At 68.8% G+C, this 12,845-nt stretch carries 11 protein-coding genes and 3 pseudogenes; 4 read left to right on the forward strand and 10 right to left on the reverse strand.

Annotated features, from left to right (window positions below):
* Both AB0I51_RS46055 and AB0I51_RS46060 read left to right on the forward strand, forming a co-directional pair.
* On the forward strand, positions 1 to 215 hold a 215-nt coding region (locus tag AB0I51_RS46055), incomplete at its 5' end, for a hypothetical protein (protein ID WP_362985115.1).
* 150 nt (positions 216 to 365) lie between these two features.
* A complete protein-coding gene (locus tag AB0I51_RS46060) occupies positions 366 to 1,601 on the forward strand; it encodes an IS110 family transposase (protein WP_362985117.1) in 1,236 nt (411 codons plus the stop codon).
* A gap of 34 nt (positions 1,602 to 1,635) precedes the next feature.
* Here AB0I51_RS46060 and AB0I51_RS46065 read toward each other — a convergent pair.
* The 3 genes and pseudogenes from AB0I51_RS46065 to AB0I51_RS46075 form a co-directional block, all read right to left on the reverse strand.
* Positions 1,636 to 2,016: pseudogene (locus AB0I51_RS46065) on the reverse strand (transposase); the annotation flags it as partial.
* A 48-nt stretch (positions 2,017 to 2,064) separates the two neighbouring features.
* Positions 2,065 to 2,208: a hypothetical protein gene (locus AB0I51_RS46070; RefSeq protein ID WP_362985119.1), complete on the reverse strand. Its 144-nt coding sequence runs from the start codon at positions 2,206 to 2,208 to the stop codon at positions 2,065 to 2,067.
* Between the two features lie 84 nt (positions 2,209 to 2,292).
* Positions 2,293 to 2,610 carry a hypothetical protein gene (locus AB0I51_RS46075; RefSeq protein WP_362985121.1) on the reverse strand — a complete coding sequence of 106 codons (318 nt, stop codon included), beginning with the start codon at positions 2,608 to 2,610 and terminating at the stop codon, positions 2,293 to 2,295.
* Here AB0I51_RS46075 and AB0I51_RS46080 point away from each other — a divergent pair.
* Positions 2,576 to 2,743: pseudogene (locus AB0I51_RS46080) on the forward strand (IS5/IS1182 family transposase); the annotation flags it as partial. The gene AB0I51_RS46075 and the pseudogene AB0I51_RS46080 overlap by 35 nt on opposite strands.
* A 61-nt stretch (positions 2,744 to 2,804) precedes the next feature.
* On the opposite strand, the pseudogene AB0I51_RS46085 reads toward AB0I51_RS46080, so the two are convergent.
* The 4 genes and pseudogenes from AB0I51_RS46085 to AB0I51_RS46100 all read right to left on the reverse strand — a co-directional run.
* Positions 2,805 to 3,299, reverse strand: a pseudogene (locus AB0I51_RS46085) (hypothetical protein); the annotation flags it as partial.
* On the reverse strand, positions 3,280 to 4,578 hold the full coding sequence (locus AB0I51_RS46090) for an MFS transporter (protein ID WP_362985122.1): 1,299 nt from the start codon (positions 4,576 to 4,578) through the stop codon (positions 3,280 to 3,282). The pseudogene AB0I51_RS46085 and the gene AB0I51_RS46090, both read right to left, overlap by 20 nt.
* 74 nt (positions 4,579 to 4,652) lie before the next feature.
* Positions 4,653 to 5,048, reverse strand: coding sequence for a cupin domain-containing protein (locus tag AB0I51_RS46095; RefSeq protein WP_362985124.1), 396 nt, complete (start codon positions 5,046 to 5,048; stop codon positions 4,653 to 4,655).
* A 10-nt stretch (positions 5,049 to 5,058) separates the two neighbouring features.
* Entirely contained in the window at positions 5,059 to 5,709 is a 651-nt protein-coding gene (locus tag AB0I51_RS46100) for a TetR/AcrR family transcriptional regulator (RefSeq protein ID WP_362985126.1), read from the reverse strand.
* Between the two features lie 104 nt (positions 5,710 to 5,813).
* Here AB0I51_RS46100 and AB0I51_RS46105 point away from each other — a divergent pair, with 104 nt between their 5' ends.
* The gene (locus tag AB0I51_RS46105) at positions 5,814 to 8,597 is read left to right on the forward strand and encodes an FAD-binding and (Fe-S)-binding domain-containing protein (protein ID WP_362985128.1); all 2,784 of its coding nucleotides are present in this window, start codon (positions 5,814 to 5,816) and stop codon (positions 8,595 to 8,597) included.
* Positions 8,598 to 8,681: 84 nt separating this feature from the next.
* On the opposite strand, the gene AB0I51_RS46110 is transcribed toward AB0I51_RS46105, so the two are convergent.
* The 3 genes from AB0I51_RS46110 to AB0I51_RS46120 form a co-directional block, all read right to left on the reverse strand.
* A complete protein-coding gene (locus tag AB0I51_RS46110; RefSeq protein ID WP_362985130.1) occupies positions 8,682 to 9,569 on the reverse strand; it encodes a fumarylacetoacetate hydrolase family protein in 888 nt (295 codons plus the stop codon).
* A gap of 107 nt (positions 9,570 to 9,676) precedes the next feature.
* Entirely contained in the window at positions 9,677 to 11,047 is a 1,371-nt protein-coding gene (locus AB0I51_RS46115) for an NAD-dependent succinate-semialdehyde dehydrogenase (RefSeq protein ID WP_362985132.1), read from the reverse strand.
* A 35-nt stretch (positions 11,048 to 11,082) separates the two neighbouring features.
* Positions 11,083 to 12,705 (reverse strand): NAD(P)/FAD-dependent oxidoreductase, encoded by a 1,623-nt coding sequence (locus AB0I51_RS46120; protein WP_362985133.1) that lies wholly within the window; start codon positions 12,703 to 12,705, stop codon positions 11,083 to 11,085.
* Positions 12,706 to 12,845 lie beyond the last annotated feature (140 nt).

Genomic DNA, 12,845 nt, shown 5'->3' on the forward strand with positions numbered 1-12,845 from the left:
CCCTGCTGCCATGCGTCGGCCCTCACGCGATCACCCGATCAGGAACCCTGTTCGACCGGCCCAGCCTCGTGATCGATAAGCGGATGACGTCTAAGGACCATTCGGGACGTGATCCCCGAGACGAGACAGGCCCCGCCTGGCGTCGCCAGCACAACAGCTTTCATGTCCTCAGCCCGCCGGCAGGGGCCGACCTCTCAGAAGATCGCGAGCCGTGAGCTCTCAAGCAGACCGAGGTCCCTACCGGTCGCTGGAGACACGAACGGCTCATGAGATGGCGTGCCTGGAGCACTTCTATTAGAGCGCCGCGTGCTCCGCAGGGAGTTGACCTGCGCATACGCGCACCCACCGATTCGAGGAGAGGCACCTTGACCCGAGTGTTCTGCGGCATCGACTGGGCGGAGGGTCACCACGACATAGCCCTCGTCGACCAGGACGGCGACCAGTTGGCCAAACTCCGGATCAGCGACGACTACCCGGGCCTCTGCGCTCTGCTGGAGCTGCTGGCCCGCCACGGCGACAGCCCGGATTCCCCGGTCCCGGTCGCCATCGAGACCCCGCGCGGCCTGCTGGTCGCCGCCCTGCGGGCCACGGGCCGCAAGGTCTACGCGATCAACCCGCTTGCAGCGGCACGCTACCGGGACCGCGGCAGCGTCTCCCGCGCGAAATCGGACGCCGCCGACGCCCGCATCCTGGCCAACATCCTGCGGACCGACATCAAGGCCCACCGCCCGCTCCCCGCCGACAGCGAGCTCGGCCAGGCCGTCGCCGTGCTCGCCCGCGCCCACCAGGACGCGATCTGGGACAAAGGCCAGCTCGTCAACCGACTCCGCTCCCACCTGCGCGAATACTTCCCGGCCGCGCTGCTGGCCTTCCACGGCACCGGCAAACTCGGCCTCGATTCCGCCCACGCCCGCGCCGTCCTCACCGCCGCACCCACCCCGGTCGCAGCCGCCAAGCTGACCCGCACCCAGCTCCGGGCACTCCTCAACCGGGCGGGCCGGCTTCGCCGCTCCGTCGACGAGCTGGTCGAGCGCCTGCGGGAACTGTTCCGCTCGGAGCAGATGCGTCAGCTACCACTGGTTGAGCAGGCCATGGGCCAGCAGACCGCGGCCCTGCTGCAGCAGCTCGCTGCCGCCTGCACGAGCGGAGACGACCTGGCCACAGCCACCGAGACGGCGTTCCTGTCCCATCCGGACGCTCAGATCATCACCAGTCTGCCCGGTCTGTCGGTCGTGTCCGGCGCGCGAGTCCTGGCCGAGATCGGCGACGACCCCACCCGGTTCGCTGACGCCAAAGCTGTCAAGGCCTACGCCGGTGCCGCACCGGTAACCCGCGCCTCGGGCCGCAGCCACATCGTGGTGGCCCGCACCGTCAAGAACAGACGCCTGGCCGCCGTCGGCTACATGTGGGCCTTCGCCGCCCTGCGCTCCTCCGAGCCACGCACCCACTACGACCGCCGACGGGACGGCGGCGAACGCCATACCCCGGCTCTGCGGAACCCGTTCAACAAGCTTCTCGGCTGCCTCTACCACTGCCTTCAGAATCGCACCCTCTACGACGCCGAGAAGGCCTTCCCAGCGCCTCTCGCACTCGCCGCATGACCGCTGCACCTGACCCACCAACGACATGAGATGTCTCGTCCACCCCGCCCAGACGCCGCTGACGCTTCTTGACCAGCTGAGGCTCGAACGACCCGGCCCGGTCCCGCGGCACAGCGATCTCGACCGGCCCCGACTCGGTGATCACCGTCTTGGACCGGTGCCCGTTGCGGTAGTTCTCCCTGCCGCCCTCGGCCCGCTCACCGGGCTCGTGCCCCAGATGATCAGTGAGCTCGCCCTCCAGCGCGGATTCCAACACCCGCTTGGTCAGCTGCTGCAGGAGGCCACCCTCCCCGGTGAGCTTCACGCCACCGGCCTGAGCCCGGGCAACCAACTCGGCGACCAGCCCGTCATCCACGGCACTCGTCCCACTCACAGAGGCCTTCCCGGCCTCGGTGTCACTCGTCACGTCAGTCATCAACTGTCGCTTCCAGCTCGGGAGTTACACCACTCACCGTACAGACCCTCACCCGGCATCCACCAACCGCTGAAGCTCCCGTTCCGCCTCACCGAGCGCGGCCTGCACCCGCTCGGCCTCCTCCCGCAACCGTGCGATCTCCTCCCGGACCATCTTCTCCCTGGCCTCCAGTAGACCGAGTACCGACGCCACCAGCGACCTCCACGAGCCAGACGAGCGGACGAACCACGCCCATCTCTCCCGCCACGAACGAGAGTTCATGCCCACCCACCCGAACTAAACGATCGCGTCCGGAAAGCGGATGACGTCTGAGACCACGCAGGCCATGCCGGTCCGATTCCGCCAGGCGTGCTCGGTGCCGCGCTGAACGACGATGTCACCCTGCCTCATGATCGTCTCGCCCGTTTCGAGCAAGAGGCAGGCCTCCCCGGAAATCACGGTGACAATGAGGCTTTTCCAACCTTCCCACGGGTTGGGGGCGGTTGGGGTGACAGGACGACGAAGCTCCTGGCAGATGGGTTGTCGACCAAGACCAACCTTCTCCGCCAGGAGCTTCGCCGTGCTTGACCACCCGTCCGGGCTGGATCTGTCCACTTCAGCGCTACGGTTGCCGGGCCGGGAACGGGCAGCCGAGCGGAAGCGGATCGGCACACGCCGGCGGCGGCAGACCTGCGGCTGGCAAGCCCTGCTCGCCCTGGCCCACCTGCGCTGCGGCCACACCTTCGCAGCCCCTCGACCTGCTCGGCGGACGTCACGGCGGCGCCGGCTCCGTTGAGACAGCGGAACCGGCGTGCGAGCAGCTCGATGACCACAGCCCTGCCCCCGGTCGCCGCATCCGACGAACGCCGGATGTACCGGCCGTGCACCCGCCCCGATGCCGTGGCACAGTGCGGACATGCCGCAGATCGGGCTTGCGTCGCCTCTATGTCTTCGATCTCGAACATCGCGCCCTTCCAAGGGCCTTGGCGGTGGCGGCCTCGACTCGGGCGTCGTACGCGCGCATCTACGTTATGCATACCTGCCGCCTGCGAGCTGTCCCGCATCGCGCCGTACCGGACGGTGGCCGGACCTCGGATCAGCGTCTCCGACGAACACGCCGGGGACCGGTGGCACCACCCCCCCCAGATCATTTCCTGCGACAGGGGGACACAGTCATGCCGAGCCCGGAGGCCAGTGGCTCCGTTGCGGAACCGCGGAAAACCTGACGGGGGCGGCGCACGCCGCTGACGAATGCCGGCCTGTGAGCGCCGTGCGGAACGCGCTCTACAGCGAACCGGCGCCATCGGCGGTGGCGGGTACGTCGGCGTCGGTGCCACACCCCGCGGCCTGGCCCTCGGCGCGGGTCCCGGTCTCCACCGCCGGTGCCAGGAAGGCGGCGCACACAACGCAGGCCAGGACAACGAGCATGGCGGGACGCAGGCCGACCTGGCCGCCGAGAAAGCCGAGTCCGGGCGGTCCGACGAGAAACGCGACGTAGCCGATGACCGCCACGAGACTGACCCGGGCCGTCGGGTCCGGGCCGGACTCCCCGGCGGCCGAGAGGGCGAGAGGAAAGCCGAGCGATGCACCCAGTCCCCACAGCAGTACGGCAGTTCCGGCCAGGACAGCGTTGTCGGAGACGATGACGACGAGGAGGCCGAGCGCACCGGAGAGGGCACTGGCGCGCACGACGACGGTGCGGCCGAAGCGGTCGAGGAAGAACGTGCCCGCGAAACGGCCCAGCGTCATCGCGGCGGCGAAACCGGCGTACACGAGGGAGCCCGCCGTGGCATCCATGCCGTGGCCGTCGACCATCAACAGCGGCAACCAGTCGTTGGCCGACCCCTCGGCCAGCGCCATCGCCAGCACGATCGCGCCGATGAGCAGCAGCCGCCCGTCCTTCCAGACCGCCGGGCGATGCCTGCCGACACCCGCTTCATGCGCCTTCTCGGGCGCGGCGCGGCCGGTGCCCTCCGGGATGGCGCGCATCGCGTAGAGGAGGAGGCCGGTGGCGAGCAGGACGACCGCAGCGAGGTGCCAGTGCACCGGTACACCTGCCGCCGTCGCCGCCATGCCCGCCCCGGCGCCCAGTACGGTTCCCAGGCTGAAGCAGCCGTGCAGCGCGGGCAAAGTGGTCCTGCCGCCGAGCCGCTCGACGTCCGTACCGTCGACGTTGACCGCCACGTCGCCGACCCCGAGCCCGGCGCCGAAGGCGCACAGGCCCGCGGTCACCGTCCACACCGACGTCAAGGCGCTCCCCCAGCAGATCATGGCCATCCCCGCGATGAGGAGCCATGTCCCCCAGACGATGACGGGCCGGGTCCCGAACCTGGACACCAGTCGTCCCGAGCAGGAGATACCCGCCATCGAGCCGAGCGACAGCCCGAACAGCACCAGCCCCATGTGCGCGGTGGAAAGGTCCAGCCGGTCCCGGATCGCGGGCGTGCGTGTCACCCAAGAGGACATCGCGATCCCGGCCAGTAAGAAGAGCAAGAACAGGGCGTGACGACGCCCACGCACGACCCGGTCCATGAGAACCCTTCTCCGTCCGAGGTGGGACGGTTTCCGGCCGGGCCTCGACACTTCACCCAGCTCAGTTAAATGTACATGCCACTTCAGCGTAGGAGAAAGCGCTTCCACATCGATGCGCGGGCGCTCTACGAGGCGGATCCGCGGGAGTCGTCCGCCGGAGTCTCCCAGCGTGTGAAGGCATGCACGCGACTCTCCAGCCCCTGCGGGTTCGGGCCGTAGACGGCGAGCATGCGGGCATGCTCCGGTGCCCAGTAACGGCCGACACTTCCTGCCGGCACTCGGACGACGTCACCTGTGACAGCCTCGACGGTCTCGCCGTCGCACGCGACGAACAGGTGGCCCTCCAGCACGTAGTTGAACTCGTCGTGGGGATGCTCGTCCGTCCACGACTCGCCCCGGAGTTCCCACTCCATGAGGGCGACTCCCGGCCGAGGGCCCTCGCCTGGTGGCACGAAGGCGTGGCCCTTCGGCCGTCCTTCCCGGCGGACGAGGGGGCTGGAGGCGTACTTCCGCAGCGGCATCGTCGTCTCCTCAACCCGTCGTGAGTTCGAGCAGGGCCAGGGTCGCGCTGTTCGCCTTCTCGGCCAGCGGTGCAAGCGATCGTCGCTTGCCGTCCCACATGGCCCAGCGGTTCGCGCCTTCGAGGACCGTCATCACGAGCTTGACCTGCTGCACCGACTTCCCGAAGCCCATGTCCTCGGCCGCGGCCCGGTAGAGCGCCTCGTACAGATCGACCCAGGCGTCGACCTCCTCACGGAGCGCCGACGGGAGGAAGTGGACAACCTGGTCGGTCGCCACGAGCAGATCCCACAGGTTGCTCTCGGGAAGCTCGATCTGTCGCGTCAGGTGCACGTGGACCATCCGGCGCCAGCCCTCCCTGGGGTCCGGGACGCCGCGCACCTCGTCGAGCAGGGCGATGCCGAACTTGTAGAAGTGCCAGCGGAGGGACTCGGCCACGATCTCGTCGCGGCCGTCCGGAAAGTGGTTGTACAGACTCGGGGCCTTGATCGACATCTCCTTGGCGATCATCCGCATGGTGACCGAGTTGAACCCGTTCTCGGTGGCAAGCCGGAGGAAGGCCTCCAGGATCGCTCTGCGGGAGGCGCTCTGGCGACTCCAGTCGAGCTCGCTGAGGTGCTTGTCGAACTCCTCGACGGCGAGGGGCCACCGATTCTCGGTCACCGACTCCTCCTTGGCCTGTGTACAGCGCGGGAAACTACCTTACGTTAGTCAGTCTGCGAAAACACCGCAGTAGCGAAACTACCGTACGTTAGTTAGCCTGAGGTATGCCCGCTCAGACACACCTCGCCGCCGCCCTTCGCACCGCCGGAGTCGAGTTCGACGACTCGCCGCTGACACGAGCTCTGTACTCGTCGGACGCGAGCCTGTACCGCGTCGTCCCGTCCGCAGTCGTGAAAGCGCGCGGCGAAGACGACGTGATCGCGGCCCATGAGGTGGCGCGTGAGCTGCGGATACCAGTGACCATGCGCGGCGCGGGTACCAGCATCGCCGGCAATGCGGTCGGCAGCGGCATCGTCGTCGACACCCGCCGGTTCAACCGGGTGCTCGACATCGACCCGGTCGCGCGCACGGCGCGCGTGGAACCGGGGGTGGTGCACGCGGATCTGCAACGCGAGGTGGCCCTCTACGGGCTGCGCTTCGGACCTGACCCGTCCTCTCACAGTCGCTGCACGGTCGGTGGAATGGTCGGCAACAACGCCTGCGGGTCGCGAGCTTTGGGTTACGGCCGGACGGTGGACAACGTCGAGTCGCTGCGCGTGTTGTACGGAAACGGAGAACTCGCCCTGGAGCAGGGCGGCTTGGCCGCCGGCGACAGGGCGAAGCGGCTGGCGGCCGTCGGCGACGCCAACCTGGCTCATCTGCGTACCGAGTTCGGCCGTTTCGGCCGCCAGGTCAGTGGCTACGGACTGGAGCACCTGCTGCCCGAGCGACGCCGCGTCGAACGGTTCCTGGTCGGCAGCGAGGGGTCACTGGCCACGGTCCTGGAGGCGACCGTCCGCCTGGTGGACAACCGCGTCGAACGCAAGCTGTTGGTGCTCGGGTACCCGACGATGGCCGACGCGGCCGATGCCGTACCGGCGTTGCTCGCGGCGGTACCCGGTCGGCTCGTCGCCTGCGAGGGCATGGATTCGCGCATCGTCGATCTGGTGCGGGAGAAGGGCTCCGCTGTGCCCGAGCTGCCAAAGGGGAGCGGCTGGTTGTTCGCGGAGGTGGCGGGCGAGGACGCGGCGGATGCCGTACGGCGGCTCGTCGCTGTCGGCGCCGCACTGGACACCAGACTCGTCGACGACCCCCGTGAGGCGGCCGCGCTGTGGTGCATCCGTGAGGTCGGCGCCGGGCTCGCGGGCCGGTCCCTGCCGACGCCGGCATATGGCGGCTGGGAGGACGCCGCCGTTCCGCCGGAGCACCTCGGCGCGTGGCTGCGCGACTTCGAGGAACTCCTGCGGGCACACGACCTTCAGGGCATCCCGTACGGCCACTTCGGCGACGGCTGCGTCCACTGCCGCATCGACTTCCCGTTCCGGCCCGGCGATCCGGCCTCGGCCAAAGTCTTCCGCAATTTCATGACCGCCTGTGCGACACGGCTGCGCGACTACCGGGGCACCCTGTCGGGAGAGCACGGTGACGGCCGGGTCCGCGGTGAGCTGTTGCCATTGATGTACGACGAGACGTCCCTCGCCCTTTTCCGGCAGGTGAAAGCAGTCTGCGACCCCGACAACATTCTCAACCCCGGCATCATCGCCGAACCGGTTGCGATCACCGACGACTTGCGGCCGGTGCGGCCTCAGGCGCCGGTGCGTCCCGGTCTGCGGCTGGTGCACGACGCCGGGGACCTCGGTGCCGCCGTGCACCGCTGCACAGGTGTGGGGAAGTGTGTGGCACCGAGGACCGCGGGGGTGATGTGCCCTTCCTATCTCGCCACGAGCGACGAACGGGACTCGACCCGCGGTCGTGCCCGGGTTCTGCAGGAGGCGCTCGACGGTGGGCTCCTGCAAGGCGGTCTGAAGGACCCGGCGGTGGCCGATGCGCTCGATCTGTGCCTCGCGTGCAAGGGGTGTTCGAGCGACTGTCCCAGCGGCGTCGACATGGCCACGTACAAGAGCGAGGTGCTGCACCAGCGGCACGACGTCGCCGGGTTGCGCCGCCCGCGGTCGCACCTGTTCCTCGGACAGCTCCCGAAATGGGCGCGGCTCACGGCACCGTTGGCGCGGCCGGCCAACCTGTTCCTGCGTGCCAGACCGCTCGCCGCTCTGGCCAAGTGGGCCGCAGGCATCGACCACCGGCGGTCCGTACCGGAGTTCGCCTCGCCCACCCTGCGAAAGGCGACGGATGCGCCCTACGTGGCAGACGCCTCGCCCGATGTGTGGATCTGGGCCGACTCCTTCACCGACCACTTCTTCCCGAAGTCCGGTCTGGCGGCGATCCGATTCCTGGAGTCGCATGGCCTCACGGTCCGTGTCATCCAGGAGGACGCCTGCTGCGGCCTGACGTGGATCACGACCGGACAGCTCGACCGGGCGCGGACCATCGTCGACCGGACTGTGCGGACGATCGCGCCCTACATCCGGGGCGGGGCCCCCGTCATGGCGCTGGAGCCGTCGTGTCTCGCGGCGTTGCGCAGCGACGCGAGAGAGCTGTGCGACGCCGAGGAGGCGGACGTGGTGGCGTCAGGGCTGCTCAGCTTCGCCGAGCTCGTCGAGCGCCTCGACCTGCCGCTGCCCGACCTGACCGGGGTGGAGGTGGTCGCTCAGCCGCACTGCCACCACAGCGCGGTCATCGGCTGGGACACCGACCAGCGGCTGCTGGAGAGGGCGGGCGCGACCGTGACCAAGGTGCAGGGCTGTTGCGGTCTGGCCGGCAACTTCGGTGTGGAGAAGGGGCATTACGAGGTCAGCGTCGCGGTCGCCGAGACGCACCTGCTGCCGGCGGTGCGCGCCCACGCGGACGCGGTGTTCCTCGCAGACGGCATGTCCTGCCGCGTCCAGCTCGACGACCTGGCCCAGGTACCGACCCAGCACCTGGCCGAGCTGTTCGCAGCCCGCGTCTGAACCCGACTCCCCCGCTCCTGCCCCGGCGACATGTCTGCGGAGCCGACCCGAGGGCTCGGCTCCGCAGACATGCGACAGGACGGGTCAGTGGATCTCGTTGCGCAGGGCTCCGACCTTCTCCAGGACGACTTCGACGTTGTCGCCGGGGCGCAGCCACAGGGGCGGATTCCGCTTGGCGCCGATGCCCTCGGGGGTGCCGGTGGCGATCACGTCGCCGGGGCTGAGGGTGAGGAACTGACTGATGTAGGCGATGATCCCGGTCACCGGAAAGATCATGTTCTTGGTGTTGGAGCCCTGGACCCGGGTGCCGTTGACGAAGGTCTCGATGTCCAGGGCCTGTGGGTCACCGACCTCGTCCAGGGTGACGATCGCCGGCCCGAACGGCGTCGCCCGGTCCACGGCCTTGCCCGCGAGCCATTGAGTGCCGCGGTACTGGAGGTCGCGGGCGGTGATGTCGTTGAGGACGGACAGCCCGGCCACGTACGACAGGGCGTCGCTCTCGTCCACGCGGGCACACTCCCTGCCGATGACGACGGCGAGTTCACCCTCGAAGTCGAGGTTGTCGGTGACATCGGACCGGTCGATGGCGTCGTAGGGCCCGATCAGACTGCTGGCGAACTTGGCGAACAGATCGGGATGGGCCGGCAGGGCACGGCCGGTCTCCCCGACGTGGTCCGCGTAGTTCAGGCCCACGCACAGGACCTTGAGCGGGTCGGTGACCGGTGGCCCGAGCACCACGGAGTCGAGGCTTCCCACGGGGTCGAGGGCTCCGCCGTCGAACACCGTTCCGACGGCGACGGCGATCTGAGCCAACTGTCCGCCGTGTGTCTGGAGAAACGCGCGGACGGATGGCAGGTCCGTGGAGGTGCGGCAACCTGCGGCCCAGAGCGCGGAGTTGAGGTCGAACACCTGGTCGCTGTCGAGAAGGCCGGGCTTCCAGCCGGTCCGGGATTCGTAGGAAACGAGCTTCACGTCATGTCCTTCAGGGTGAGTCGTAGGGCGGTGTGTGCCGTTCGCAGCTGCGCCCTGCCCGCCGGGGAGGGTTGCGGGCAGGGCGCCGTATGAGGGCCGAGCAGCCGTCAGGAGAGACGGATCATCTTCTTGTTGGCGAACTCGTCCAGGCCGAGGCGGCCGAGCTCACGGCCGATCCCGGACGCCTTGACGCCACCGAACGGCAGGTCGGGCTGGCTGCGGATGAGGGTGTTGAGGCCGACCATGCCGACTTCCAGGCGCTCGGCGATGTCCGCGGCCAGGTCCTCGTCACGGGTGAACACGGCGGACCCGAGACCGAACCGGGAGTCGTTCGCGAGTTCGACGGCCTCCTCGACGGAGTCGACCCTGTACAGGACGGCGACGGGGCCGAAGAGTTCCTCGCTGTGGGCGCGCATGTCCGGGGTGACGCCGGCGATGACGGTGGCCGGGTAGAACGCGCCGGGGCCCTCGGGGACCGCACCACCCAGGTGCAGCTCCGCGCCCTTGGCTACGGCGTCCTCGACCTGCTCGGCGATCTCCTGTCGGCCTGACTCGGACGCCATCGGGCCGATGCGGGTCCCCGGGCTCATCGGATCTCCGGTGTTCCACTGCTGCGCGCGGTCGAGGAACCCTTCCAGGAACCGGTCGTAGACGTCGCTGTGGACGATCAGGCGCTTGGAGGAGGTGCAGGACTGGCCTGCGTTGCTGAACCGGCCGGTCGCGGCCAGGTCGAGGGCCAGGTCGAGGTCGGCGTCGGGCAGGACGATGAAGGGGTCCGAGCCGCCGAGTTCGAGGACGCATTTCTTGAGATGCCGGCCGGCCTGTTCGGCCACGATCCGGCCTGCTTCCTCGGAGCCGGTCAGTGAGACGCCTTGCAGGCGGACGTCGGCGATGAGGGCGCCGATCTGCGCGGACGACACGATGAGGTTCTCGTAGACGCCCTTCGGGGCGTTGGCGTCGGTGACGGCGGCGTCGATGAGAAGTGCGGTGCGGGTGCAGGAGCGGGCATGCTTGAGAAGGACCGTGTTGCCCAGCAGCAGGTTGGGGGCGACGAACCGGGCCACCTGGTAGAGCGGGAAGTTCCACGGCATGATCCCGAGGACGGGGCCCGTGGGAGCCGTTCGGACGACGGCACGTCCCCCGGCCCCGACCTCGATCACCTCGTCGGCCAGGAGCCGGGCGCCTGCGGTGGCGTAGTACCCGTAGATCGATGCCGCGAGGTTGACCTCACCCTCGGCCTGGGCGAGCGGCTTGCCCATCTCGGTCGCCATCGCCTCGGCGAGTTCGGCGCCGCGCTCGCGGTGCAGCTCGGCGATACGGGCCAGCACGGCGACCCGGTCCTCGACGCCGGTGCGGGCCCAGTCACGGTAGGCGTCGGTGGCACGGGTGAGTGCCTCCGCGACCTCGGTGTCGGTCATCAGCGTGTACTCGGCGAGCACCTCGCCGTTGAGCGGCGAGATCGTCTGGTAGGTGGGCATGGCTTGCTTCTCCAAACCGCTTGCGGGGGTGGGGGTCAGACCGCGGACGGGACGCGGACCTCGTAGCTGGGGTATCCCTGGGCCGCCTCGGCCTCGGAGATCGCGATGAACCGGTCGAGACCGCCGACGTAGAAGTTGGCCGTCCGGGCCTTGCGCTTGCCGGGGATGTTGTTGCCGAAGATCCACGAGCCGGTCTCCAGGAACAGCGAGCCCTTGAGCGCGTCGAGGCAGGCCTGGAGCCAGTTCTCCTCGGCCTCCTCGCGCAGCCAGATGGAGGCGCCGGGAGTGTCCTTGACGCTCTTGACGGCCTGGGCGATCCACTTGGCCTGGACGCCGATGGCGGAGGGGTTGTTGACGAACGGGCCGTTGGGTCCGAGGACCATGAACAGGTTCGGGAAGCCGGACACGGTCATGCCCATGTGGCTGCGGGGGGCGTCGGCCCAGTGCTCCTTGAGGGTCTCGCCTCCGATGCCGCGGATGTCCATGTTCCGGTAGCTGCCCTCGACGGCGTCGAAGCCGGTGGCAAGCACCAGGACGTCGAGTTCGTGGAGGGTGCCGTCCTGAGTGACGACGCCGTCGGCCACGAACTCCTCGATGGGGTTCTCCCGGGTGCTGACCAGGGTGACGTGGGGCTGGTTGAAGATCTCGAAGTAGCCGGAGTCGCAGATGGGGCGGCGCGCGAACAGCTCGGTCGGGGTGAGCTTGCGGGCCGTCTCGGGGTCCTTGACGATCTCCTTGATCTTCCGCTTGATGAAGTCGGCGGCGAGCTCGTTGGCGGCGCGGTCGCTGGTGACGTCGCAGAAGGTCTCGTTGGCGAAGGTGTAGTTCCCGCCCTTGCGCCAGGCCCACTCGAAGATGGCCTCGCGCTCCTCCTCCGAGACGCTCCAGATGCTGCGGGTGGTCTCGTCGACACCGAAGCCGATCTTGGAGGTGCGGAACTCCTCCCAGCGGTCTTCGCAGGTGGCCTTGAACTGCTCCAGCTCGGCCTCGGACCACTCGCGGTTCCCGGCCGGGACGGTGTACTGGGCGGTGCGCTGGAAGGAGGTCAGGTGGGCGACGGTCTTGGCGGCCTCGGTCATGAACTGGATGCCGGTGGAGCCGTTGCCGATGACGCCGATGCGCAGGCCCGTGATGTCGAGGTCCCCAGGCCAGTCGGCGGTGTGCACGATACGGCCCTCGAACCGGTCGATGCCCGGGAAGTCGGGGACGTTGATCCGGGAGAGCAGGCCGGCGGCGGTGATGAGGAAACGGGCATGGAACTCGCCCCTGTCGGTGACTACGCGCCAGCGCGCGCTCTCCTCGTCGAAGGCCGCGCTGACCAGCGTGGTCTCCAGCTGGATCCGGGAGGGCAGGTCCCAGAAGTCGACGGCGTCCTCGACGTACTGGCGGATCTCGGGGCCGGGGACGTAGCGGGTGCGCCAGTCGGTCCGCTGGAACAGCTCGCGGTCGTAGGGCAGCTGGTACATGAAGCTCTGCGTGTCGGAGAGCGCGCCGGGGTAGCGGTTCCAGTACCAGGTGCCGCCGACCTTCGGTGCCTTGTCGATGGCGATCGCGTCGATCCCGGCGTCGGCGGTGAGGGTACGCAGTGCCATGACGCCGCCCATGCCGGTTCCCACGACGAGTGCGTCGATCTGACGCACGGTTTCTTCGCTGCCCATCTATTGCTCCTTTGCGAGATCTCGCGCACAGAAAAGCGACTCGGCCGGCAGGGACAGCACACGCTTGAACGCGTTGTTCTGTTTCACCGAGGTACCGGAAGTGAGTCACGTGCGTTTTCGACAACGTGACGTTACGTCCA

Source organism: Streptomyces sp. NPDC050549 (assembly GCF_040655035.1).
Taxonomy (GTDB): domain Bacteria; phylum Actinomycetota; class Actinomycetes; order Streptomycetales; family Streptomycetaceae; genus Streptomyces.

Coding starts and splice junctions, on each gene's coding strand:
- AB0I51_RS46115 (WP_362985132.1), bottom strand. CDS start 11,047: ATGCCCACCTACCAGACGATCTCGCCGCTCAACGGCGAGGTGCTCGCC.
- AB0I51_RS46120 (WP_362985133.1), bottom strand. CDS start 12,705: ATGGGCAGCGAAGAAACCGTGCGTCAGATCGACGCACTCGTCGTGGGA.
- AB0I51_RS46095 (WP_362985124.1), bottom strand. CDS start 5,048: ATGCCGCTGCGGAAGTACGCCTCCAGCCCCCTCGTCCGCCGGGAAGGA.
- AB0I51_RS46105 (WP_362985128.1), top strand. CDS start 5,814: ATGCCCGCTCAGACACACCTCGCCGCCGCCCTTCGCACCGCCGGAGTC.